The 23126-nt window shown below is 72.0% G+C and carries 24 protein-coding genes, 1 tRNA gene and 1 pseudogene; 9 read left to right on the top strand and 17 right to left on the bottom strand.

The genetic code is table 11. The features are described 5' to 3' along the window. Positions 1 to 48: 48 nt before the first annotated feature. Both F9278_RS23055 and F9278_RS23050 read right to left on the bottom strand, forming a co-directional pair. On the bottom strand, positions 49 to 2538 hold the full coding sequence (locus tag F9278_RS23055; protein ID WP_152170021.1) for an MFS transporter: 2490 nt from the start codon (positions 2536 to 2538) through the stop codon (positions 49 to 51). Between the two features lie 55 nt (positions 2539 to 2593). Then, on the bottom strand, positions 2594 to 3127 hold the full coding sequence (locus tag F9278_RS23050) for a MarR family winged helix-turn-helix transcriptional regulator (RefSeq protein ID WP_226966880.1): 534 nt from the start codon (positions 3125 to 3127) through the stop codon (positions 2594 to 2596). Between the two features lie 174 nt (positions 3128 to 3301). Here F9278_RS23050 and F9278_RS23045 point away from each other — a divergent pair, with 174 nt between their 5' ends. Next, on the top strand, positions 3302 to 3505 hold the full coding sequence (locus F9278_RS23045; protein WP_152170020.1) for a hypothetical protein: 204 nt from the start codon (positions 3302 to 3304) through the stop codon (positions 3503 to 3505). A 503-nt stretch (positions 3506 to 4008) separates the two neighbouring features. Here F9278_RS23045 and F9278_RS23040 read toward each other — a convergent pair. The 8 genes from F9278_RS23040 to F9278_RS23010 form a co-directional block, all read right to left on the bottom strand. After that, positions 4009 to 4929 (bottom strand): RNA polymerase sigma factor SigF, encoded by a 921-nt coding sequence (locus F9278_RS23040; protein ID WP_152170019.1) that lies wholly within the window; start codon positions 4927 to 4929, stop codon positions 4009 to 4011. Positions 4930 to 5447: 518 nt separating this feature from the next. Next, entirely contained in the window at positions 5448 to 6335 is an 888-nt protein-coding gene (locus F9278_RS23035; RefSeq protein WP_152170018.1) for an RNA polymerase sigma factor SigF, read from the bottom strand. A 138-nt stretch (positions 6336 to 6473) separates the two neighbouring features. After that, positions 6474 to 6767, bottom strand: a complete 294-nt coding sequence (locus F9278_RS23030; protein ID WP_152170017.1) for a Dabb family protein — start codon at positions 6765 to 6767, stop codon at positions 6474 to 6476. Between the two features lie 41 nt (positions 6768 to 6808). Then, complete coding sequence (locus F9278_RS46275) at positions 6809 to 6985, bottom strand: hypothetical protein (RefSeq protein ID WP_193241595.1); 177 nt, start codon at positions 6983 to 6985, stop codon at positions 6809 to 6811. Positions 6986 to 7145: 160 nt separating this feature from the next. After that, positions 7146 to 7230: transfer RNA gene (locus F9278_RS23025), tRNA-Ser, on the bottom strand. A 55-nt stretch (positions 7231 to 7285) separates the two neighbouring features. Beyond that, a complete protein-coding gene (gene tadA / locus F9278_RS23020) occupies positions 7286 to 7717 on the bottom strand; it encodes a tRNA adenosine(34) deaminase TadA (protein WP_226967320.1) in 432 nt (143 codons plus the stop codon). Positions 7718 to 7970: 253 nt separating this feature from the next. Beyond that, complete coding sequence (locus F9278_RS23015) at positions 7971 to 8498, bottom strand: tRNA adenosine deaminase-associated protein (protein WP_152174064.1); 528 nt, start codon at positions 8496 to 8498, stop codon at positions 7971 to 7973. A 399-nt stretch (positions 8499 to 8897) separates the two neighbouring features. Beyond that, positions 8898 to 9083 carry a hypothetical protein gene (locus F9278_RS23010; protein ID WP_152174063.1) on the bottom strand — a complete coding sequence of 62 codons (186 nt, stop codon included), beginning with the start codon at positions 9081 to 9083 and terminating at the stop codon, positions 8898 to 8900. 335 nt (positions 9084 to 9418) lie between these two features. On the opposite strand from F9278_RS23010, the gene upp reads away from it, so the two are divergent. Further along, a complete protein-coding gene (gene upp / locus F9278_RS23005; protein ID WP_152170016.1) occupies positions 9419 to 10054 on the top strand; it encodes a uracil phosphoribosyltransferase in 636 nt (211 codons plus the stop codon). Between the two features lie 24 nt (positions 10055 to 10078). Here upp and F9278_RS23000 read toward each other — a convergent pair whose 3' ends face one another. Continuing rightward, positions 10079 to 10711, bottom strand: coding sequence for a LytR C-terminal domain-containing protein (locus F9278_RS23000; RefSeq protein WP_152174062.1), 633 nt, complete (start codon positions 10709 to 10711; stop codon positions 10079 to 10081). Positions 10712 to 10882: 171 nt separating this feature from the next. Beyond that, the gene (locus F9278_RS22995; RefSeq protein ID WP_003999914.1) at positions 10883 to 11179 is read right to left on the bottom strand and encodes a type II toxin-antitoxin system VapB family antitoxin; all 297 of its coding nucleotides are present in this window, start codon (positions 11177 to 11179) and stop codon (positions 10883 to 10885) included. A gap of 376 nt (positions 11180 to 11555) precedes the next feature. On the opposite strand from F9278_RS22995, the pseudogene F9278_RS22990 reads away from it, so the two are divergent. After that, positions 11556 to 11648, top strand: a pseudogene (locus F9278_RS22990) (helicase HerA-like domain-containing protein); the annotation flags it as partial. 153 nt (positions 11649 to 11801) lie between these two features. Here the strand turns inward: F9278_RS22990 and F9278_RS46270 are convergent. From F9278_RS46270 to F9278_RS47290, 4 genes are all read right to left on the bottom strand, one after another. Beyond that, the gene (locus tag F9278_RS46270; protein WP_193241594.1) at positions 11802 to 11957 is read right to left on the bottom strand and encodes a hypothetical protein; all 156 of its coding nucleotides are present in this window, start codon (positions 11955 to 11957) and stop codon (positions 11802 to 11804) included. 83 nt (positions 11958 to 12040) lie between these two features. Beyond that, the gene (locus tag F9278_RS22985; protein ID WP_226966878.1) at positions 12041 to 12448 is read right to left on the bottom strand and encodes a hypothetical protein; all 408 of its coding nucleotides are present in this window, start codon (positions 12446 to 12448) and stop codon (positions 12041 to 12043) included. A gap of 112 nt (positions 12449 to 12560) precedes the next feature. Beyond that, positions 12561 to 13154, bottom strand: a complete 594-nt coding sequence (locus F9278_RS22980; RefSeq protein ID WP_152170015.1) for an HhH-GPD-type base excision DNA repair protein — start codon at positions 13152 to 13154, stop codon at positions 12561 to 12563. A gap of 94 nt (positions 13155 to 13248) precedes the next feature. Next, a complete protein-coding gene (locus F9278_RS47290) occupies positions 13249 to 14100 on the bottom strand; it encodes a siderophore-interacting protein (protein WP_226966877.1) in 852 nt (283 codons plus the stop codon). Between the two features lie 79 nt (positions 14101 to 14179). Here F9278_RS47290 and F9278_RS22965 point away from each other — a divergent pair, with 79 nt between their 5' ends. The 4 genes from F9278_RS22965 to F9278_RS22950 all read left to right on the top strand — a co-directional run bounded on the left by F9278_RS22965 (position 14180) and on the right by F9278_RS22950 (position 20208). Then, positions 14180 to 16543, top strand: a complete 2364-nt coding sequence (locus tag F9278_RS22965) for a penicillin acylase family protein (protein ID WP_152170014.1) — start codon at positions 14180 to 14182, stop codon at positions 16541 to 16543. Next, positions 16533 to 17162: a GNAT family N-acetyltransferase gene (locus F9278_RS22960; RefSeq protein WP_152170013.1), complete on the top strand. Its 630-nt coding sequence runs from the start codon at positions 16533 to 16535 to the stop codon at positions 17160 to 17162. Before F9278_RS22965 ends, F9278_RS22960 begins: the two co-directional genes overlap by 11 nt. 64 nt (positions 17163 to 17226) lie before the next feature. Beyond that, entirely contained in the window at positions 17227 to 17841 is a 615-nt protein-coding gene (locus F9278_RS22955) for a cupin domain-containing protein (protein WP_152170012.1), read from the top strand. Between the two features lie 381 nt (positions 17842 to 18222). After that, positions 18223 to 20208, top strand: coding sequence for a copper resistance CopC/CopD family protein (locus F9278_RS22950; RefSeq protein ID WP_152174060.1), 1986 nt, complete (start codon positions 18223 to 18225; stop codon positions 20206 to 20208). Between the two features lie 68 nt (positions 20209 to 20276). Here F9278_RS22950 and F9278_RS22945 read toward each other — a convergent pair whose 3' ends face one another. After that, the gene (locus tag F9278_RS22945; RefSeq protein ID WP_226966876.1) at positions 20277 to 21323 is read right to left on the bottom strand and encodes a TauD/TfdA dioxygenase family protein; all 1047 of its coding nucleotides are present in this window, start codon (positions 21321 to 21323) and stop codon (positions 20277 to 20279) included. Positions 21324 to 21596: 273 nt separating this feature from the next. On the opposite strand from F9278_RS22945, the gene F9278_RS22940 reads away from it, so the two are divergent. Together F9278_RS22940 and F9278_RS22935 are read left to right on the top strand one after the other, a co-directional pair. Next, on the top strand, positions 21597 to 22070 hold the full coding sequence (locus F9278_RS22940; RefSeq protein WP_226966875.1) for a hypothetical protein: 474 nt from the start codon (positions 21597 to 21599) through the stop codon (positions 22068 to 22070). Positions 22071 to 22127: 57 nt separating this feature from the next. Further along, on the top strand, positions 22128 to 23075 hold the full coding sequence (locus F9278_RS22935) for an NAD(P)-dependent oxidoreductase (RefSeq protein ID WP_226966874.1): 948 nt from the start codon (positions 22128 to 22130) through the stop codon (positions 23073 to 23075). Positions 23076 to 23126 lie beyond the last annotated feature (51 nt).

Below are 23126 nucleotides of genomic sequence, written 5' to 3'. Positions count from 1 at the left end.
GTGGCTCCACCGGCCGGTGGTTCGACAACTGCTCGACAACTGCTCGAACTACTCGCCGGGGTGGGCGAGTCCGATGTCGTGGCCGTCGACGCCGGGTCCGGCGACCGTCAGGGCCGTGGCCACGGGCGGGTAGCCGGTCGCGATGACCGTGTACTCGCCGCCGTCCAGATCGGTGAAGGCGTACGTCCCGTCCGCACCGGTGGTGGCCGTGCCGACCACGTTGCCCGCCGCGTCGACGAGGGTCACCCGGGCGTCGGCCAGCGCCCCACCGGGCGCCCGTACGACTCCCTGGAGCCGGGCCCCGGCCGCGAGGTCGATCTCGATCCGGGTGACCCCGGTGCCGCCGACCTCGACGGGCAGCGCACGCGGGCGGAACCCGGCGGCGTTCACCGCGACGGTCACCCCGCCCGGCACCAGCTCGCCGAAGCCGAACTCGCCCTGCTCACCGGTGACCCCACTGGCCAGCACATCGCCGCGCACATCGGTCACCACGACCATGGCGTCCGGCACGGCCCGCCCGTCCCCGGCGGCCCGCACCACACCGCTCAGCCCGCTCGTCCCGCTCAGCAGGACGTCGTACGCGACCGGCTCGCCGTTCACGACCACCGTGGACGCCTGCGGCTGGAACCCGTCGGCGGCGGCGATCAGGACGTACGACCCGGCGGCGGGCGCGTCCACCGCGTAGGCCCCGTCGACGCCCGCGACCGAACGGCCGAGCTGCCGCCCGCCGAGCGAGATCAGGGTGACGGCGGCCCGGGGCACGGGCGCGTTCTCGACGCCTCGGACGTGACCCCGGACGGAGATCCCGCTCCCACCGGCCGATGCCGGGGCGGTGGCCGCGGCGGCGGGGACCGGAGCCAGGGCCTCCGTGGAGACCGCCGCCGGCGAGGCCACGGCCGTCGCGGGCGCAGGCGCCGCCTCCGCCACCTCCGGCGCGTCCGCCGCCTGGGCGAGCGCCCCGGTGGTCCGCAGCGGGACCTCCTTGATGAAGAAGGAGAAGACGAGCGCGAGGACGGCGAAGGGGGCGGCGTAGAGGAAGACGTCTCCGATGCCGTGGCCGTACGCGCTCTCGATGACCGTGCGAATCGGCGTGGGCAGCGCGTCCAGGTCGGGGATCTCGCCGTGGCCGGTGGAGGAGCCGGAGACACCGAGCTTGGCGAGGCCCTCCTCGGCGTAGTGCGTGATCCGGTGGCTCAGGACCGCGCCCAGCGCGGAGACGCCGATCGCGCCGCCGAGGGAGCGGAAGAAGGTGACGACCGAGCTGGCGGCGCCGAGGTCGCCCGGGGCGACCTGGTTCTGGGTGCACAGCACCAGGTTCTGCATCATCATGCCGACGCCGAGCCCGAGCAGCGCCATGAAGATCGCCACGTGCCAGTACGGGGTGTCGTACCGCAGAGTGCCCAGCAGGCCGAGACCCGAGGTCACCAGCACACCACCGGCCAGCAGCCAGGCCTTCCAGCGGCCGGTACGGGTGATGACCTGCCCGGAGACGGTCGACGAGACGAACAGACCGGCGATCATCGGGATCGTCAGCACACCGGACATGGTCGGCGACTTGTCGCGGGCCAGCTGGAAGTACTGGCTGAAGAAGATCGTGCCCGCGAACATCGCGACACCGACGAAGAGCGAGGCCAGCGAGGCCAGCGCGATCGTCCGGTTGCGGAACAGCCGCAGCGGCATGATCGGCTCGCTCGCCTTCGACTCCACGAGCAGGAACACCGCGAGCAGCGCGACCGTGCCGCCGACCATCGCGTACGTCTGCCACGACACCCAGTCGTACTTGTCACCGGCGAAGGTCACCCAGACCAGCAGCAGGCAGACGGCGGCGGTGATGAGGAACGCGCCCGCCCAGTCGACCTTGACCTTGCGCTTGACGACCGGCAGGTGCAGGGTCCGCTGGAGCACGATCAGGGCGATGACCGCGAAGGGCACGCCGACGTAGAAGCACCAGCGCCAGCCCAGCCAGCTGGTGTCGGTGATGACACCGCCGACCAGCGGGCCGCCGACCATGGCGGTCGCGAAGGTCGCGCCGAGGTAGCCGTTGTACCGGCCGCGCTCACGCGGGGAGATCATCGCCGCGAGGATGATCTGGGCCAGCGCGGAGAGCCCGCCCATGCCGATGCCCTGGACCGCGCGGAACCCGATGAGCATCCCGGCGTTCTGGGAGAGTCCGGCGGCGGCCGACCCGAGCACGAAGATCACGAGGGCCAGCTGGATCAGCAGCTTCTTGGAGAACAGGTCGGCGAGCTTGCCCCACAGCGGGGTGGACGCGGTCATCGCGAGCAGCGAAGCCGTCACCACCCAGGTGTAGGCGCTCTGTCCGCCGCCCAGGTCCTTGATGATGTCCGGCAGAGCGTTCGACACGATCGTCGACGACAGGATCGCCACGAACATGCCGAGCAGCAGCCCGGTCAGCGCTTCCATGATCTGGCGGTGTGTCATCGGGGCGTGGTCGCCACCGCTGTGGGGGGCACCCTTGGCGGGTCCACCTCCGTGCTTGGCGTGAGCCCGCACACCGGCTGGTGTGGTCGTTGCCATGGGGCTTCCTTCTCCTGTGTGCTCTTTGCGGGTGTACGGGTTGTGGTGGTGACCGCTACGCGGGCGTTCCGGTCGGTTCTCCGGGCGTACGCAGCGCCTCCACGTCGGTACGCGTCGCCTCTGCGGCGTTACGCGTCGGCTCCGTGGGCGTGCGGGGCGGGGCGGTGGCGTCGAAGCTCTCGCGCAGCCGGCCGAGCAGCCGGGCCAGCTCGCCGACCTCGTCGTCGGACCAGTCGCTGAGCCGGTCGGCCATCAGCCGGCTGCTGCGCCGGTCCAGCTCGGCGATCACGGCCCGGCCCTCGGGGGTCAGGCGCAGGATGCGTGAGCGTTTGTCCACCGGGTCGGGGAGGCGTTCGATCCAGCCCCGCTCGGCGACGTGCGCGACATGGCGGCTGGTCACCGACATGTCCACCGCGAGCAGCTCGGCGAGCCTGCTCGTCCGCATCTCGCCGTGCCGGCCGAGCAGGGTCAGGACGCCGGCCGATCCGCCGGGGCACTCGTGCGGCAGCATCCTGGTGAGTTCCCGCTTCACGGCTCCGATGGCGCTGAGCTGGCGGACCAGCTCCTCGTAGTGCGCTTGCCCGGCCATGGAGCCCCTCCCGGTGTTTGTTGCTTAGGGCAACCATAGGAGTGGATGGTTGCTGCAGGCAAATGAAATGGGGGTGTCCGCAGCTCAAGTCTTGGCAAAGGAGAACGTTCGGGTGGTCGTGGGCGGACAACCCCGCTTGGGCGCGTCCTCACCCATTCGCTAAGGTCTCGGGCCATGGCCGACAACCAGAACCCCCAGGGCAACTACGACCCCGCGGGCAGCACGCAGATGTTCCGCGCCTTCGTCGACGAGACGCCTTCGGGGGGCCGCCAGGCCGCGCCCGCGGCCGTGTCCTCCGGGCCGCGGGTGGGTGTGATCGTCGGTGTGATCGCGGCGGTGGCCGTGGTGGCCGCGGTGGTGTGGCTCGCGCTGTCGTAGGTGATCGTCCGGTGGGGGCGCCTACTCGACTGCCGGGTTCGGTGATGGGGCGGCTGCGGGTGCGTGGGGCTTCTCGCGCAGTTCCCCGCGCCCCTGAAAAGCAGGGGCTGCGCCCCACGCTTTCCAGGCCCGCGGGGCCGTGGTCTTCCAGGCCCGCGGGGTCGTGGTTCAGGCCCGCGGGGCCGTGGTCTTTCAGGCCCGCAGGGGCCTGAATCCTTTAGGGGCGCGGGGAACTGCGCGAGAAGCCCCACGCACCCGCAGCCGCCCACGCACAGGCACCCCCCACCCCATAAGGCACCCCCCCCCACGCACCCGCAGCCGCCCACGCACAGGCACCCCCCACCCCATAAGGCACCCCCCCCCACGCACCCGCAGCCGCCCACGCACAGGCACCCCCCACCCCATAAGGCACCCCCCACGCACACAACCGCCGAGCCGCCCCCGAAGAAGGCGCACCCGGCGGTCACGTGTCAACGCGTGGCCCGACTCGGCCGGAGATCAGGTCAGTCGGAGATCAGCCCCTCACGCAGCTGGGCCAGCGTGCGGGTGAGCAGCCGGGAGACGTGCATCTGGGAGATGCCGACCTCCTCACCGATCTGCGACTGCGTCATGTTCGCGAAGAACCGCAGCATGATGATCCGGCGCTCCCGAGGCGGCAGCTTGGCCAGCAGCGGCTTCAGCGACTCCCGGTACTCCACGCCCTCCAGCGCCGTGTCCTCGTAGCCGAGGCGGTCCGCGAGGGAACCCTCGCCGCCGTCGTCCTCGGGCGCCGGGGAGTCCAGCGACGACGCCGTGTACGCGTTGCCCACGGCGAGGCCGTCGACGACGTCCTCCTCGGACACGCCCAGCACGGCGGCGAGTTCGGTGACCGTCGGGGAGCGGTCGAGCTTCTGGGACAGCTCGTCGCTGGCCTTGGTGAGGGCCAGCCGCAGCTCCTGGAGCCGGCGCGGAACCCGGACCGACCACGAGGTGTCGCGGAAGAACCGCTTGATCTCGCCCACGACCGTCGGCATCGCGAACGTCGGGAACTCCACGCCCCGTTCGCAGTCGAAGCGGTCGATCGCCTTGATCAGGCCGATCGTTCCGACCTGGACGATGTCCTCCATGGGCTCGTTGCGCGACCGGAAACGTGCGGCGGCGTAACGCACCAGCGGGAGGTTGAGCTCGATGAGGGTGTCCCGGACATAGGCACGCTCGGGGCTGTTCTCGTCGAGTGCGGCCAGCCGCAGGAACAGGGAGCGGGACAGGGTGCGGGTGTCGATGTTCGCCGAGGCGGACGAGGCCGGGAAGTCAGACGCCGGCGGAGCCTGGGGACCGGGAAGGTCCTCAAGCGCCTGAAGGTCCTGAGGGGCCTGGATAGCGTCGGGCGCGGTCTCGCTCTTGGCGAGTGTGAGCACCTTCGAGCTGCCCTGGTCTGCGGACATGCCACCCCCTTTGGGTCGCGGACGGTCGCGGCGGACGCTCCGTCGTAAGGAACGCAGCCTCCACCTGAATACCGGCGGCGAGGCCACGGCAAACGCGCTGGGGAGAGAATGTCACACGTCGGCAACACGATGTAGTGACATGTCGACATGGAGAGGGTGAATAGGCCCTGGAAACAGGTGTTCTGATGGGATTTCAGATCTGTTCGACCTGAAAAAGCGTCAACGGGCGATTCGCTCTCCCCGGTGACATCTCGACAGCGCATTCGGTCACGCCCATGGCCTGCGCACGCGCACCGCTGGCCGATTCTGTGCGCCCCGCCTGCCATCGTGCGCCCCGCATGCCCCATGGTCCATCGGCGGTGCGACGGGGGTCGTCGCTTACCGACGGTTACCCATCTGAGGAGGGGGCTCCGCCCCTGAAGTCGCGCGGGGAACCGCGCGAGAAGCCCCACGCACCCGCACTCGCGAACCCGTGGAAACCCGGCAGACGAACAGGCGCCCGGCGGCCGGACGGAGCGCTACACCTCGATCCGGTTGGCCGACCGCAGCCGCGCGAAGCTCCGCGCCAGCAGCCGCGAGACATGCATCTGGGAGACCCCCAGCTCCGCGCTGATCTGCGACTGCGTGAGGTTGCTGTAGTAGCGCAGGAGCAGGATCCGCTGTTCGCGCTCGGGGAGTTGGACGAGGAGATGCCGTACGAGGTCGCGGTGTTCGACGCCGTCCAGCTCGGGGTCCTCGTAGCCGAGCCGGTCGAGCAGCCCCGGCATCCCGTCGCCCTCCTGGGCGGCCTCCAGGGATGTCGCGTGGTACGAGCGGCCGGCCTCGATGCAGGACAGGACCTCCTCCTCGGTGATGCGCAGCCGCTCGGCGATCTCGGCGGTGGAGGGGGTGCGTCCGAAGGCGGTGGTGAGGTCCTCGGTCGCGCTGTTCACCTGGACCCACAACTCGTGCAGCCGGCGCGGGACGTGGACCGTGCGCACGTTGTCGCGGAAGTACCGCTTGATCTCGCCGATGACGGTCGGCATCGCGAAGGTCGGGAACTGCACGCCCCGGTCCGGGTCGAACCGGTCGATGGCGTTGATCAGCCCGATGGTCCCGACCTGGACCACGTCCTCCATGGGCTCGTTGCGGGAGCGGAAACGGGCGGCGGCGTAGCGCACGAGCGGGAGGTTCGCCTCGATGAGCGCCCCGCGCACGCGGTTGTGCTCCGGCGTGCCCGGCGCCAGATGCTTCAGCTCCCCGAACAGCACCTGGGTGAGCGCCCGGGTGTCGGCGCCGCGACGTTTCTCCGGAGGGGGCGCGGTGGCCTGGGCCGTGACCTGGGCCGACGCGGGGTCGGGAGCCGGGACGTCTTCCTGGGGAGGGGCAGTACTGGCCGACACGGTCAACGCCACCTCTTCATCCATCAACTCAACCGTCAAAAGCGGTCATAGCATCACAAGACATGTGCACTGTGATCAAGCACCGCATACAGCCGTGTTGAGAAAAAACGCCCCGCACTCCGGGAGTGCGGGGCGGAAAGAGCGGAAAGCGAGGGCCGTGGCTCAGAACTCGTAGTCGGCGATGACCCAGGTGGCGAACTCCCGCCACAGCGCGACGCCGGCCTGGTGGTCCGGGTGCTCGACGTACGTACGCAGCGCGTCCGCGTCGTCGAACGCGGAGTTGATCGCGAAGTCGTGGGCGATGGGGCGGTCGCTGAGGTTCCAGCCCAGTTCCCAGAAGCGGATCTCGCCGATCGTCCCGTCGAGCGCGCGGAAGGCGTCCACGCCCTTCACGACCCGCGGGTCGTCGCGCTCGACACCCTCGTTGAGCTTGAAGAGGACCAGGTGGCGGATCATGGGCGCTCCGGAGTGGTCGTACGAGGTGCTGGGTGCGGGGGCTACTGCGCCCCGTCGGCGAGCCATGTGAAGAAGTCGCCGATGGCCTGGGCGGCGTTGGAGATGCCCTCGAACCCTATCTGGACGTAGTCGGCGGCGTTCTCCGGGTCTGTGATGATCACGTAGGCCACGAAGACCACGAGCACGTACAGTGCGATCTTCTTCCCCTGTACCGCCACCGCGGCCTCCCCCGCCTCTTGCGCCCCGTGGGCCCGTTGGGTCCTCTTGGTCGGCGGCGAGTGTAACCCGATCATGCGTTCGCAGGAGAGGCGGCGGAGCCCGGAGAACGCACCGGAAGACGCAGGAAGGGCCCCGCCTGACGACGGGGCCCTTCTTCAGCGGTAGCGGAGGGATTTGAACCCTCGGTGACTTGCGCCACACTCGCTTTCGAGGCGAGCTCCTTCGGCCGCTCGGACACGCTACCGAGAGAGACCTTACAACAAGGTGGGGCGTGCTTTGAAATCGGTATCGCCGGGTCCTCAGCGGGTGCGGAAGAACTCGGTGAGAAGCCGGGCGCAGTCGTCGGCGAGGACGCCCCCGACGACCTCGGGACGGTGGTTGAGGCGCCGGTCGCGTACGACGTCCCAGAGGGAGCCGGTGGCGCCGGCCTTCTCGTCGCGCGCGCCGTAGACGACCCGGTCGACCCGGGACTGCACGAGTGCGCCCGCGCACATCGTGCAGGGTTCGAGGGTGACGACCAGGGTGCAGCCGGTCAGTCGCCAGGCGCCGAGCACGGCGGCGGCGCGGCGGACGGCGAGCACCTCCGCGTGCGCGGTCGGGTCGCCGGTCGCCTCGCGCTCGTTGTGCCCGGTGGCCAGTACGGTCGTGCCGTCCGGGGACAGGACGACCGCACCGACCGGGACGTCCCCGCCCTCGGCGGCCCGCCCGGCCTCGGCCAGGGCGAGCTGCATCGCGCCCCGCCAGGGGGCGCGCACGGGATCGGGGACGGGACCGGGATCGCGTACGGGTCCGGGGTCGGGTCCGCCCGGTGCCGCCTCGTCGGCCGCGCCGCTCGCGCCGGTCACCGGCGCAACCCACCCGACGGACCGAACGGCCTGGACGGACCGAACGGCCTGGACGGACCGAACGGACCGAACGGACCGGACGGACTCAGCGGACTGGACGGACTGGACGGACTGGACGGACTGGACGGACTGGACGGACTCAGCGGACCGTCTCCAGGACCTCCGACGCCCCGAGGGCCTCGGCGATCGAGCTGAGGGCGTCGTCGGCGTCGAGGGCGCGCAGCTCCTTCTCACCCACCCCCAGGTCGTCGAGGATCTCGGTGTCGCCGACCGGGCTGTGCGGCACGGCCTCGGCGGACGTGTCGTCATCGTCGTCGGAGTCGGACTCACCGTCCTCGGTGCCGTCGAGGTCGAGGGCGTCCAGGTCGGGGTCGTCGTCGCCGGGCTCCCTTCCGAGCAGTTCGTCGGTGAGCAGGATCTCGCCGTAGCTGCTGCGGGCAGCGGCGGCGGCGTCCGACACGTAGATACGAGGGTCGTCCTCGCCATCGATGCGGACGACGCCGAACCAGGCGTCCTCCTGCTCGATGAGCACCAGCACCGTGTCGTCGCCGGGCGAGGCTTCACGGGCCAGGTCGGCCAGATCCGACAGGGTTTCCACATCGTCGAGCTCTGTGTCGCTCGCTTCCCACCCGTCTTCGGTGCGCGCGAGCAGTGCGGCGAAGTACACCGTGACTCTCCCACTGGTCATAGGTGTGCCGGTTGGGGGTCCCCCCGGCGGAGGCTGTGGGTGGGGAGGCTTGCGGTCCGAGCCCCACCCACTCGGAATCGTGGCAGAAACAGAGCGCCCAGGGGACGTCTTCGGCTCCCTGTGTCCGGCTCTTTTGATCGCCGGTGGGTCCGCTGTTCACCTGCGCACCTGTTGCCGCCACCAGCGGATCGTACGCGGAGTTCCTGGCCGCATATGCACGACCACCCCGTGAACGCTCCACACATACCCCGCGAACACGTCACACGGGCCCCATCGGGGGTGCGGGGAAGGGCGGGTTGAGGAGCAGGGGAGGGGAGCGGAGCGGAGAGAGGGGAGGGGAGGGGGAGGCATCGGGCGGCGGGGTTCGGTGCGCCCGGGTCACCAGCGGAAGGTGCGCATGCGCATGGCGTGGCGGAGGCGTGCGGCCTTGGCGCGGCGCGGCTGGACCCGGTCGCGCAGCTCCCGCGCCTCCGTCAACTCCCGCAGGAACTGCGCCCGCCGCCGCCGTCGAGCGGCCTCGTTCTCCCGTCCGGTTCCCTGCGTCTCGTCGCCCACGCCCACCACCTCTTCGACTCCCTGCCGCCCCGTCACCGGCGGGCCCCGCCCCGCCGTCGGCTCCCTGCCGCGCCCCGCCCATGCGACCCCGCTGTCAGCCCCGGGTGCGCCGCCGCTCGACGCGGGCTCACGGCCGGGTGTCGGGTCGTTCCGTCTCGTTCCGTCTCGTTCCGTCTTGTTCCGTCGACGGTCCGTCCGTTCATCCCACTTTCCCTCCGGCGGGGGGTTTGATGCCATCGGGAGGGCGGGGCGGGGCGAGTGGCCGGGCGGGGGCGGGTGGCCGGTGGGCGTGGGGCGGGGCACTCGTGGTGGTCGTCTCCGTGGCCCCGGTTACTGTTGTGGACATGCGTCTCCATGTCGTCGACCACCCCCTGGTCGCTCACAAGCTCACCACGCTGCGCGACCGGCGCACGGACTCCCCGACCTTCCGCCGCCTCGCCGACGAACTGGTCACCCTGCTCGCCTACGAGGCCACGCGGGACGTGCGCACGGAGCTGGTCGACATCACGACGCCGGTCGCCACGACCACGGGCGTCAAGCTCTCCCACCCGCGCCCCCTCGTCGTGCCGATCCTCCGGGCCGGCCTCGGCATGCTCGACGGCATGGTCCGGCTGCTGCCGACCGCCGAGGTGGGCTTCCTGGGCATGATCCGCAACGAGGAGACGCTGGAGGCCTCCACGTACGCCACGCGCATGCCCGAGGACCTCTCCGGGCGTCAGGTGTACGTCCTCGACCCGATGCTCGCGACCGGCGGCACCCTCGTCGCCGCGATCCGTGAGCTGATCGCGCGTGGCGCCGACGACGTGACCGCCGTGGTGCTCCTCGCCGCCCCCGAGGGCGTCGAGGTCATGGAGCGCGAGCTGGCGGGCGCCCCGGTGACGGTCGTGACCGCCGCCGTGGACGAGCGCCTGAACGAGCACGGCTACATCGTGCCGGGCCTGGGTGACGCGGGCGACCGGCTGTACGGCGCCGCCGAGTAGCCCGCGAGGGGGTTCGGCAGAGGTTCAGCAGGTCTTCGACGCGGTGGGCGTCGGCTCGGGGCTGGTCAGGGCGGCCAGTGCCTTGTCGGCGTCCTTCCGCGTGCTGAGGGCCTTGAAGCCGGTACCGATGACGAGGTCGACCTCGGTGGCCTTCTTCCGGCCGTCGGTCTTCGACTGCGCGCCGGTGAGCTGGGTGTTGAGGACGGCCAGGGCCGTGTCCTCGGCGGCCTTCGCGCCGAGCAGCATCGCGGTGCCCTTGACCTTCTTGTCGTACTCCTCGGTCGCGTTGCCCACGTTCCCGATGCGGAAGCCGCGCTGCTTCAGCTCGTCGGCGGTGTCCTTGGCGAGGCCCGCGCGGGGCGTGGCGTTGAGGACGTTGACGGTGATCCTGCCGGGTGCCGGCAAGTCCTTCGCGGCTGATCCGCTCGCCTTCGGGGACGGGGACGAGGTCACCCGGGTCGCGCAGTCGGCCTTGGGGCCCGCCGCGGCGGCCTGGTCCTCGTCGCCGGTGAAGACGTCGATGAGCTGCAGGGTCCCCCAGCCGACGAGGCCCAGCGCGGTCACGGACGCGACGATCGTGAGGACGAGCCTGCGACGCCTCTTGGGCCGACGCAGCCTCGGGTACTTGTCCCCCGTGATCCGGTACTGGCCGCCCATGCCAGGAGGAGTCAGCATGCTCATGGGCGCAGCGTAGTGCCGTTGGACGGCGATGCCTACTAGATGATCATTCACCGCGCTGCGGTCCAACCCGAAAGGGCCAACCGGCGACCGCCGGTGTGTGGGTGAAGGCCGCCCGCGGCGGCTGTCCCGGCGCCCGCCGCCCGAGGGCTAGTCCAGTTCGAGGACGCGCGCGTGCAGCACCTGGCGCTGCTGGAGGGCCGCGCGGACCGCGCGGTGGAGGCCGTCCTCCAGGTACAGATCGCCCTGCCACTTCACCACGTGCGCGAAGAGGTCGCCGTAGAAGGTGGAGTCCTCGGCGAGGAGGGTCTCCAGGTCCAGCTGCCCCTTGGTCGTCACGAGCTGATCGAGGCGGACCGGGCGCGGCGCGACGTCCGCCCACTGCCGGGTGCTTTCCCGGCCGTGGTCGGGGTACGGCCGGCCGTTTCCGATGCGCTTGAAGATCACACGGAAAGCCTACCGGCCAAGACGTTCCGGGCGCAGCCATGGCGACGGAGTGCGACCCTGGAAAAGGTGCCACCAAACGGGTTAAATCGGTAATTCTGTGAGGGTCCCGTGGCGGTCATGGGTGCTCGGTGGGGGCGTTTCGGGGGCGCGCGGAGTCCGCCGCGAGGAGTCGGCCATGAGGAATCCGCCCCGACCGAGGTGAGTGACGATGAGTGACACCCGGCCCGCGTCGACCTCCGCGTCCGCGACCGGGGCCCTGCCCCGGGAGGCGTTGGAGATCGCCTCCGGGTACGCCGCCCGCAGGATCACCCCGGCCGTGGTGGCCGCCGACAGGCCGGAGGGTGGCGCCGACGCTGGGGGTGGCGCGCTGGGTCTGGTGTCGGTGCTGAGCGAGAAGGGCGCGCCGACACCGGTGGCCGCGACGCGGCTTCGGGCGCCCGAGTCGTTGATGGGGCCGGTGGAGTACGGGGTGGCGCCGGAGGGGCGGGCGCGGGAGGCGGGGGTGGTAGGCGGTAGGAGGGGGCGGTAGGGGAACGCCCTGGGGCCGGTGGGCTCCAGGGCGTTCCAGGGCGTTCGTCGTCGGGCTTCGGGCTTCGGGCTTCCGGTGGTGGGGGGAGGGGGGTCAGTTGCGGTCCGGGCGCCTCGGGGGGTGTTCGTCCGTGGTCGGCGGGGTGCGGTGGTCTTCGGGGGCCGTCCGTTCGGGGGTCGGCTTGGGGGTGCTGCGCAGGGCCTCCGCGTGGAGGAGTGCGCGCAGGACCGTATAGGGGTCTGCGGGCATGGAGGTGTCCGTCCTGTCCTGTCACGTGCGGGCTGTGGATGGTGGTTCTGCGGTGCTGGGGAGGGGAGGGAGCCGGGGCTCGCTCAGCAGCGCAGGACCACGGAGCGCAGGGCGTGCAGGGCGTACGGCGGGTGCGACGGCCTCGGGCGGGGCGCGGCGCGGAGGCGGTGGCGCCGGTGCGAGGGCGCCGGTGGGGTGTGGGGGGACGCGGCGACGGTAGGGCGGGGTGGCGCGGCCGGGCGCGGGGTGTGGCGGGTCGGGGGGCGCGGGGCCGTCTCCAGCAGGTCGTACTCGGCGGTCGGGGGTTCGCCGGAGAGCGCGGGCGGGAGGGCGTGGGCGCCGTGCGTGGTGGTGTGGGTGAGGGGGGCGAGCAGGGCGAGGAGGGCGACGGTCAGGGTGAGCACCCTCAGCCAGGCTCCGCGCCGGGCTGTCCGCCGCGCTCGGGCACGGAGGGACTCCGTGGCGACGGCGGGGCGGGGGGCGGGGTGCACGGGGGATGGTTTCCCGTGGGGTGGGGGTGTGCACCGGGTGGGGTGGGGATCCGCTCGCTCGGCGTAGGCGTAGGCGTGGGCCGGGGAGAAGAGGGAGAGGCCGGGGCGGTGGTTACTTGCCGGAGGCCTTCGCCGCCTTGGCGGCTGCCTTCATCTCCTGTTTGTGGGCGCGGACCTTGGCCAGGGAGTCGGGGCCCTTGATGTCGGCCACGGAGCGGAAGGAGTCGGCGTCCCCGTAGGAGCCGGCGGCCTCGCGCCAGCCGGTGGGGTGGACGCCGAGCTGCTTGCCGAGGAGGGCCAGGAAGATCTGGGCCTTCTGGTGGCCGAAGCCGGGGAGGGCTTCGAGGCGGGAGAGGAGTTCCGCGCCGGTCGCCGCGTCCTGCCAGACCGCGCTCGCGTCACCGTCGTAGTGGTCCACGAGGTACTGGCACAGCTGCTGGATCCGCTTCGCCATGGAGCCCGGGTAACGGTGCACCGCCGGCTTGTCGGAGAGCAGCGCGGCGAAGGACTCCGGGTCCTTCGCCGCGATCTCGTGGGCGTCGAGGTCGTCCGCGCCGAGCCGCTGGGCGAGGGTCCAGGGGCCCTTGAACGCCCACTCCATCGGCACTTGCTGGTCCAGCAGCATGCCGACCAGCGCGGCGAGCGGACTGCGCCCGAGAAGCTCGTCCGCCTCGGGGTCCTGGGCGAGGTGAAGGGTGACGTTCATGCCCCGATGATCGCGCGCCGGGCGGCTCTGCGCAGCCCGGCCCCGGCCGACCCGGCCGATGCGCCGGGGGCGGGCCGTGCGGCGGCGCGGGTGGTCATGGGCGCCAGTAGCCCAGCGCGTGCATGCGCTGCTTCGGCAGGCCCAGTTCCTTGCGGAAGTACGCCGTCAGGGAGCGGGTCGTCGCGGTGTCGCAGGCGATCCAGACGTAAGGGTCGGGCGTGTCCGCGAGGAGGGCGGGGACATCGGTCTTCACCTGGCTGAGCAGGCGCGCGCCGGCGTTCTCCCGGGGCACCGGGCGGAAGTCGTGACGGGCCGGGTCGAGGCGGAGCGGGAGACCACCGGTCTCGCCACCGGTGTCGCCACCGGTCGCGCCACCGGTCGCGCCGCCGGTGTCGCCGCCGGTGTCGCTCGCGGTACCGCGCGTGGTTTTGCCCGTGGTTTTGCCTTCGGTCTCGTCCTCGGCTTCCGGTGCGGCCGATGTCTCGAACCAGATCGTCGCCGGGGCCGAGGGGAGGGCGGTGAGGAGGGAGTTGATGGCGGGGAGGTAGGCCGGGTCGCCCATGGCGAGGATGTGGGAGGGGGCCGGGTCCGGGTCGGTGAAGGCGGTGCCGTGGACCGTGGCCTCGATGGTGTCGCCGGGCCGCGCGGCGCGGGCCCAGTCGCTGGCGTGGCCGTCGTGGAGGGCGAACTCCAGGCTGAACGCGCCCGCGGCCGGGTCGGGGTCGACGAGGGTGTACGCCCGCTGATGCGGTTTGCCGGCGGCGTCGAACCAGAGCCGTACCCACATCGTCGGGTGGACCCCGGTCACCCCGAGCATGCCGCCGTCGGTGAGATGGATCCGGCGGTAGTGCTCGGTGACCTGTTCCGCACCGGTCACCGTGAAGACGAAGTCCTTCCCGCGGAGCAGTTTGAGGACCGCTCCCTCCCAGCCGTGCCCCTGCCCCATGGCTTCTGCACCCTTCACGTACGCTTCGATCACGGATTGTTTAGGTGAGGCTAACCTAATTTAGGGACGGGATGCTGGGATGCGGGACAACGGTGCGCGGGCGCGGGCGCGGGTGCCGGGCCGGGCTCGGGCCGACGGTGTGAGCCACGGGGGACACGGGACGTATCGCGACGCCTGGGGCATCCCGCACCTCCGTGCCGCCGACGCCCGCGCGCTCGCCCACGCCCAGGGCCGGGTCACGGCCGTCGACCGTGCCTGGCAACTGGAGGTCGAACGCCATCGCGTCCAGGGCACCTCGGCCGCCTTCCTCGGCGCCGACTCCCTCGGCTGGGACCGGTTCGCGAGACAGGCCCGTCTCGCCGACACGGCCCGAAGATGCTTCGCCCGGCTGGAGAGAACGGACCCGGAGACCGCCGACTGGGTCCGGGCGTACGTCGAGGGCGTGAACGACGGGCTGGGTGAGGGGAGCCGGCGCGCGCCCGAGTTCGAGCGCGCCGGGGTCGCCCCCGGGCGCTGGGAGCCCTGGCATCCGCTCGGCGTCTGGCTCGCCACGCACATCCTGTTCGCCGGGTTCCCCGCCAAGCTCTGGCGCGAGGAGGCCGTACGGCATCTCGGCGCCGACGCGGTCGGGCTCTTCGCCACCGACGGGCCCGCCGGCTCCGGCAGCAACGGATGGCTCGTCGACGGGACCCGGACGACCACCGGGCAGGCCGTCATCGCCGGTGATCCGCACCGGTTCATCGAGGAACCCGGCGTCTACCAGCAGATCCACCTCTCCTGCCCCGAGTTCGACGTCGTCGGCCTCGCCGTCCCGGGCGTGCCCGGCATCGCCCACTTCGGCCACACCGGAGACGTGGCCTGGGCCATCACCAACGCGATGGCCGACTACCAGGACCTCTACCGGGAGCGGCTCCGCCACGGCGACGGCCACGGCGAGGAGAGCGAGGGTGGCAGAGGTGACGGGGGTGACGGGGGTGACGGGGGTGACGGAAGCGTCGTCGAGGCGCTCGATCCGGATGGTGTGTGGCGGGCCGTGCACCGGCATGTGGAGGTCGTCGAGGTCGCGGGCGGGGAGCCCGTGGAGGTGGAGGTGATCGAGACCGCGCGGGGCCCGGTCGTCATCGGCGGCCCGGACCCTCGCTCCCAACCGGACCCTGCGGCCCCCGAACCGGTCGGCCCCCTCAGCCTCCGCTATCCGCCGCGCGTCACCGAGGACCTCGGCTTCGGCGCGCTGCTCCCCCTCCTCCGGGCGCGGGAAGTCGCCGATGTGGACCGGGCGTTCGACCGGTGGGCCGAGCCGGTGAACGTCGTCCAGGCCGCGGACACGCGGGGCGGGGTGCTGCACCGGGTGGCGGGCCGGGTGCCGGTGCGGAGCCTGGCCAACCGGACGCGGGTGGTCGCCGCCTGGGAGCCGGGGCACGCGTGGGAGGGGTGGCACGAGACGCCGTACGGCACGGTCGAGGACGGTGTCGCGGTGATGGCCAACCAGCGTGGTCCGGCGACCCCGTTGGGCGTGGAGTTCGCCCCGCCGCACCGCGCAGAGCGCATCCGCGCGATGCTGGACGAGAAGGACGTATGGTCCGCCCCGGACATGCCCACCCTCCACATGGACACCCAACTGGCCTCCGCCGGGCCCCTGTTGGACCACCTGACCGCCCTCGCCGATGTCACCCGCACGCCCCCGGGCGGCCCCGGCGAGCCCGTGACGCTCACCCCGGCCGCCGCCGCGCTCCGCGACCGGCTCCTGCGCTGGGACCGGCGGATGGAGGCCGACAGCGCCGAGGCGGCGTCGTACGCGGCGCTGCGCGGGGCGGTCGTACGGCGGCTCGCGGTGGAGCCCGCCTTCGCGGGGCTGGCGGTGCCGCCGACGTACCCCGAGGTCTTCCGGCCGTGGCTCTCGCTCACCGTACGGATCGGGTTCGCGCTCGAACACCTGCTCAGGGCCGAGGAGTTGTACGGCATCGACCGCGCGACGCTCGTACGGGAGGCGCTGGAGGAGGTCGCCGGCGCGGAGTCCGGGCGGCGCTGGGGTGACAGCCACCGGCTCGTGCCGTGGCGCGCGCTCCCCGCGGACGACGGGAGCGCCCCGCGCGAGCCGGGGCTCGGCGGTGACCACGACTGTGTGCTCTGCACCTCCGCCGTCCCCGGCATCACCGACCTCAGCGCGCGCGGGCCCGCCGCCCGCTACGTCTGGGACCTGGCCCGGCGTGAGGACAGCCTCTGGGTGGTGCCGTTCGGCGCGTCCGGCGCGGGCGGCTCGGCCCACCACCGCGATCAGCTTCCCCTGTGGCTCAGGGGAGACCTCGTCCCGGTCGTCACCGACTGGGACCGCCTCACCAGGGACGAGGGCGAGGGCGGGGACAGGGACGGGGACAGCAGAGACGGGGACGGGGGCGGCGAGAGCAACCGTGACAGCAGCGAGGAGAAGCGCCATGACCACTGACACCGACGGGACCGTCGAGTCGTACGGCGATCGCGTGGCCGTTCATGAGCAGGTGGTCGACGGGTTCGGGACCGTGCGGATCCTGCCCCTGGACGCGAAGGCCGATGCCGAGGTGGTCCATGGCTGGGTGAGCGAGCCGAGGGCCGAGTTCTGGGGCATGAACGGGCTCACGGAAGAACAGGTGCGGGAGGTGTACGAGGGCCTGGAGGCCTTCGACACCCACCACGCCTATCTCGCGGTGCACGACGGCGAGCCCGTCGGGCTGCTGCAGACGTACGAGCCGGAGGCCGACCGGGTCGGCGAGTGCTACGAGGTCGAGCCCGGCGACATCGGCGTCCATGTGCTGCTGGCGCCCGCCGGGGACGGCGGAGGGCGGCCGGGGTGGTCGTCCGCGGTGCTGGCGGCCTTCACCTCGTATGTGCTGATCGGGCTGGACCGGCCGCGGGTCGTCGTCGATCCGGACGAGCGGAACGAGCGGGCGATCGCGCGGTTCGCACGGCAGGGGTTCGAGCGCGGACCGGTCGTCGTACTGCCGGAGATCGACCTGCCGGAGGTGTATCTGCCCGAGAAGCGGGCCCGGTTGGCGTTCCTGAGGAGGGAGACCGTGTTCGGTCGGTAGTTCGGATGTCGGGCGTAGCCTCTGGCGGATGACTCCCCTGACTCCCGCATCTCCTGTGGCCCCTGTGACTGCCGAAGACCTCATAGCGCACTACGAGTTGGAGCCCATACCGCGTGAAGGGGGTCGTTTCCGGCAGACGTGGGCGGGGCCCGAGCGGGGCGACGGGCGGCCGGAGGGGACCGCGATCGTCGCCCTGCTCACCACCGAACCCGGCGACCGCTCCGCGCTGCACCGGCTGCCCGGCGACGAGATCTGGCACTTCCACCTCGGCGATCCGCTCCGGATGCTGCTCCTCGCCCCCGACGGCTCCTCACGGGTCGTCGTCCTCGGGCCGGACGTGCTCAACGGGCAGCATGTGCAGTACGTCGTGCCCGCCGGGACCTGGATGGGGGCGTCGGTCCAGGACGATGGCGACTCCGACTCCGACTCCGATGCCGACGCCGACTCCGACGCCGACTCCGACGCCGACGCCGATGCCGATGGCGATGGCGATGCCGATGGCGATGGCGATGCCGATGGCGATGGCGATGGCGATCGCGGACGTGCGGGCTGGACGTTGTTCGGGTGCACGATGGCGCCGGGGTTCACCTTCGAGGGGTACGAGCACGGGGACGCCGTGGAGTTGGTGCGGCGGTATCCGGACCGGGCTGCCGAGATAGGGCGGCTGGGGCGGGCGTAGGGCCCCGGGGTGTCCGGAAGATCCGGAAGATCCGGAAGATCCGGAGGAGGTGTGGGGGGTGGGTCGGTGCGGATCGCGTTGAACGCGGCGTTCGTGGCGTGCGTACCTGTTCGAGGAGTCCGAGAGCCGGCGACCGTGGATCCGGAGCACTACGTGGACCGAGGCAGGTACAGCGACCCAGTCGAGGACGAGGACAGGGACGAGGGCAGGCACGAGGGCGCGACCCGAGTCGGGGCCGCGAGGAACAGCGGCGGAGACAGAGGCGCGAGGCGAGACGGCGGAACCGGCGGGGCCACAGGCCGAGACGGCGGCCGTGACGGAGCCCGTGCCGGAGGCCAAGGCCGTCTCGGCGGCGGCCGGGGGCGAGGTCTTCAGCGCGTGGTGCTGCTGGGCACCGTGCTGGTCCTGTTCCTCCTCGGCGGGGCGGGTACCGCGTCCGCGCACGCCGCACTGAAGGGAAGCGACCCCGTCGACGGAAGCGTCCTCGACACCGCCCCCCGGGACATCACCCTCCGCTTCACCGAGTCGGTAAGCCTCCTGGAGGACTCCCTCCGCGTCGTCGACCCGGAGAACCGGGCCGTCGACACCGGCAAGCCGGGACGCGCGGGCGGCCGGGCCGACACGGCACGTGTCACCCTCCCCGCCGGCCTCGACGACGGCACGTACACGATCGCCTGGCGGGTGGTCTCCGCCGACAGCCACCCCATCTCGGGTGCCCTGATCTTCTCCATCGGCGAACCGTCCGCGACGGCCGCGGTCCTCCCCGCCGACCTCACCGAGGACCCGTTCACCTCCTCCCTCTACGACATCACCCGCTACTTCGCGTACGGCGCCCTCGCCCTGCTCATCGGCGTGACGTTCTTCCTCGCGATCGTGCTCGGACGCCCGAGCGAGGCGCTGCGCAAGCTGCTGATGTCGGGCTGGCTGGCCCTGCTGCTGGCCTCGGCGGTACTGCTGCTGCTCCGCGGTCCGTACGAGCGGGGCAGCGGCGTCGGGACCGTCCTCGACCTCACCGTCCTGCGCGAGACGCTGGTCAGCCGGCCGGGACTCGCCCTGCTGGCCCGGCTCGCGCTGCTCGCGCTGGCCGCCCTCCTGCTCGTACGCGTACGCCGGCGGGGCGAGCAGGGTGCGGCGGGGGAGCGCGAGGAGGCGTGGGGCAGGGGCGCGCTCGTGTGCGGGGCGCTGATCTCCGTCGGCCTCGCCGGGACCTGGGCCGCCGCCGAGCATGCCTCGGCCGGGATCCAGGTGCCGGTCGCGATGACGTCCTCCGTGCTGCATCTGCTCGCCATGGCCGTCTGGCTGGGCGGGCTGACCGCGCTGCTCACCGTGTTGTACCGGGCGCCGCAGACCCTGTCGGCCGCCGTGGTCAACCGTTTCTCCCGGCTCTCCTTCCTCTCGGTGATCGTCCTCGTCGTCACCGGCGTCTACCAGTCCTGGCGCGGCCTCGGCTCCTGGTCCGCCCTCACCTCCACGGCGTACGGGGAGGTCCTCGTCGCCAAGCTGGTCGCGGTACTGCTCCTGCTGGTGGCGGCGGCGTTCTCACGGCGCTGGACGGGCCGCTTGGGGACGGCGACCTCGGCGACGGCCTCGGCCGGTGAAGAGACCGAGGCCGGTGAACAGGCCGAGGCCGACGAGCGGGTGACCGCGGCGGTGGCGGTGGCGGTGGCGGTGGCGGCGCGGGTGCCCGAGCGGGTGGGTGCCGTCGAGAGCGAGGTGCCGTCGGACTCGACGACGGGGGACTCGACGACGACGGACTCATCGGCCGGGGACAAACCGAACGACGACTCATCGAACGAGGTCCCGTCCAACAAGGTCTCGTCCAACAAGGTCTCATCGGATGAGACCTTGTTGGACGAGGACCCGACGTGGGCCGATCCGCCCCGCCAGGCCCTTCGGCGTTCCGTGCTCGCGGAGTTCACGGTCGCGGTGATCGTCCTGGTGATCACCACCGTGCTGACGGGAACCCTGCCGGGTCGCGCGGCGGCGGAGATCGCCAAGGAGAGCGCGGGCGCGGCGGCCGGTGGGGTCACGGCCTCCTCGTCGACGGTTCCGTTCGACGTCGGTACCCCGAACGGCCACGGCAAGGTGCAGATCGACCTCGGCCCGGGGCGCGTGGGCAAGAACTCCGTCCAGGCCGTGGTCTTCGGCCCCGACGACGGCATCGCGACCGTCCCCGAGCTGCGTCTCACCTTCACCCTGAAGTCCCAGAAGATCGGCCCGATCGACGCGAAGCTCACCGACCGCGGCGGCTACTGGGCCACCGACACCCTCCAACTCCCGCTCCCCGGCAAGTGGACGATGAAGCTCACGGTCCGCACGACGGAGATCGACCAGGTCACGGTGGAGAAGTCGGTACGGGTGAGCTAGCCGGCTCCCTGGCCGGCCGGGTCGGCTGAGGTGATCGGGCCGGCCGACCGTACGCTTCCCCCCGGCGGCTACCCCGCCCGCTCATGCAGCGGCGCGCCGCACAGTGACTTCGACGGGGTGCCGTCCACGCCGACCGGCGGGTCCCCCGCGACCATGACGCGGTGCATGATGCGCGGGAAGTCCAGGTGGGCCGTGTCGCTCGGGGCCAGGTGGACGGTGGCGCGATTGTCCCAGAGGGCCACCGACCCCGGCTCCCAGCGGAAGCGGACCGTGTACTCGGGCCGCGTGATCTGTTCGACGAACATCTCAAGGAGGAGCCGGCTCTCCGCCCTGGTCACGTCCACTATGTTCTCGACGTAGTACGGATTGACGTACAGGATCCGCTCCCCGCTCTCGGGATGGACGCGCACGACCGGGTGGACGGACGCGACCTGGTGGTCCTGGAGATGGCGGAGATACGGGTCGGGGCCGGACCGGGCGAGATAGCCGACGCCGAGCCGGTGCTCGGCGCGCAGCCCGTCGGCGAACCGGCGCACCGGCTCGGACAGACCCGCGTAGGCGGCGGCGAGGTTGGCCCACGTGGTGTCGCCGCCGTACGGGGGCACCCGCTCGGCACGGAGCAGGGTCAGGGCGGGCGGGTCGATACGCGCGGTGTGGTCGGCGTGCCAGCCGCGGAGGGTGGAGTGACGGCGGCGCTCCAGCCATTCGGCCTGGTCCATGCCGTGCTTGCGGCCCAGCTCCTGGCGGTCGGCCGTCGTCTCGATCTCGGGGTGCCCGGCGGGCGAGACCGAACCCCGCGAACGCAGCCGGATCGGCTCCCCGAAGCGGCGCGCGAACGCGATCTGCCCCTCGTGGTCCAGCTTCTGCCCCCGGAAGAACACGACCTTCCAGCGGAGCAGCGCCGCGCGGACACCCGCGACGGTCGCGTCGTCGAGCGGACCCGCGAGGTCGACGCCGTGGATGTCGGCGCCGATGTACCCGGAGGCCGGCCGTACGTCGAGACCGGCCGGCCGGACGTCGAGACCGGCCGGCCGTACGTCGAGGCCGCCACCGCTCGTGAGCCCGTCCGGCTCCTCCGCGTGCATGGCGGACGCGTTCGTGCCGTTGCCCCTCACTCGCTCACCCGCCCGTTCTCTCAAACCCTCGCGTCCGGCGTCCGGCGTCCGGCGTCGGATGTCCGGCGTCGGACGTCCGGCCGGTATTCGTGGTTCGGTCTTCTTCCCATGGTGCGGCCCACGCATGCGGCCCGGCCGGGAAAGTGTCCTGATCGTCTGCCACCGGCCACTGATCCGGAGCGGCGGCCCGAGCCCCCGACTCATCGGAGTCCCGATATCAGGAATGGACCTTCCTATTGGTACTCCGATTCCTTCCGAACCTACCTTCGTGTCATGACCACCAACACCAACACCACCCCCACCGTCCAGAACGCCATCACCTGGCCCGACCGCTACCTCCCCGGCACCGGCGACAACTTCGTCTCCAACGAGGTCGTCGTAAGGGACATCACGGCGTCCCAGGTCTGGCGGTACCTGACCGACACCTCCACCTGGGAGTCGTACTACGACAACGTCGCCGACATCTCCTTCCCCGAGGGCGACGGCCCCGAGCTGAGGACGGACGTGGCGTTCACCTTCGGCACCTTCGGCTTCCCGCCCCTCGCCGCGCACGTCGTCGAGTTCCAGGCCCAGGCGGAGGGCGTACCGGGACCCAGATCGGCGCCCCCGCCGCCGCGCTCGCCCAGGAGCGCCCCAACCCGATGCTCAACGGCCACCAGGCCTGGCTCGACGGCCTCGTCACCGCGGCCTCCAAGTGACCGAGACGGCGCCCGGTGTCGTACCGGCCTCCGGCCCGCCCCGGGCTGATAACACTTAGAAGAATCAACGCACTGTACGCGGCAGGAAGTTCAGGAAGTTGACGTCATGACCGACAAGCTCACCGTAAGTGTCCTGGGTACCGGCATCATGGGTGCCGCGATGGCCCGCAACCTCGTCCGCGCCGGTCACACCGTACGGGCGTGGAACCGCACCCACGCGAAGGCCGAGCCGCTCGCCGCCGACGACGCGTACGTCGCCGACAGCCCGGCCGAGGCCGTACGGGGTGCCGACGTCGTCCTCACGATCCTGTACGACGGTGCCGCCGCCCGGGACGTGATCCGCGAGGCGGCGCCCGCGCTGAGTCCGGGCACGGTCTGGGTCCAGTCGACCACCGCCGGGCTCGAAGCCGTAGCCGATCTGGCCGCGCTGGCCGCCGAACACGGACTGGTCTTCTACGACGCCCCGGTCCTCGGCACCCGGCAGCCCGCGGAGGCCGGGCAGTTGACGGTGCTGGCGGCCGGGCCGGTCGCGGGCCGGGAGACGGTGACCCCCGTCTTCGACGCGGTCGGCGCCCGCACGGTCTGGACCGGCGAGGACGGCGCGACCGGCACCGCTACCCGGCTCAAGCTGGTCGCCAACAGCTGGGTGCTCGCCGCCACCAACGCGGCCGGGGAGGTCCTGGCCCTGTCCCAGGCCCTCGGCGTCGACCCGGGGTCCTTCTTCGAGATCATCGAGGGCGGCCCGCTCGACATGGGCTATCTGCGCGCCAAGTCCGCGCTCATCCTCGACGGCGGTCTCTCCCCGGCCTCCTTCGCCGTCTCCACGGCCGCCAAGGACGCCCACCTGATCGTCGAGGCCGGCCGACAGCACGGCGTACGCCTCGACGTGGCCGCCGCCGGCGCCGCCCGCCTCACCCGCGCCGCCGCCCAGGGCCACGCCGACGAGGACATGGCCGCGGCGTATTTCGCCAGCTTCGACGAGACCGAGGGGACGGGCTCCGCCAAGACCGAGGGGACGGGCTCCGCCAAGGGCGAGAGGGACGGGGAGGGCTAGCCTAGGGCTAGCTAGGGCACGCGCGCGAGGGTGGGGGCGGGGGAAGAGGAG

The sequence above is a fragment of the Streptomyces phaeolivaceus genome, from assembly GCF_009184865.1.
Lineage (GTDB): Bacteria > Actinomycetota > Actinomycetes > Streptomycetales > Streptomycetaceae > Streptomyces > Streptomyces phaeolivaceus.
This window is presented reverse-complemented; position numbering and strand designations above follow the sequence as displayed.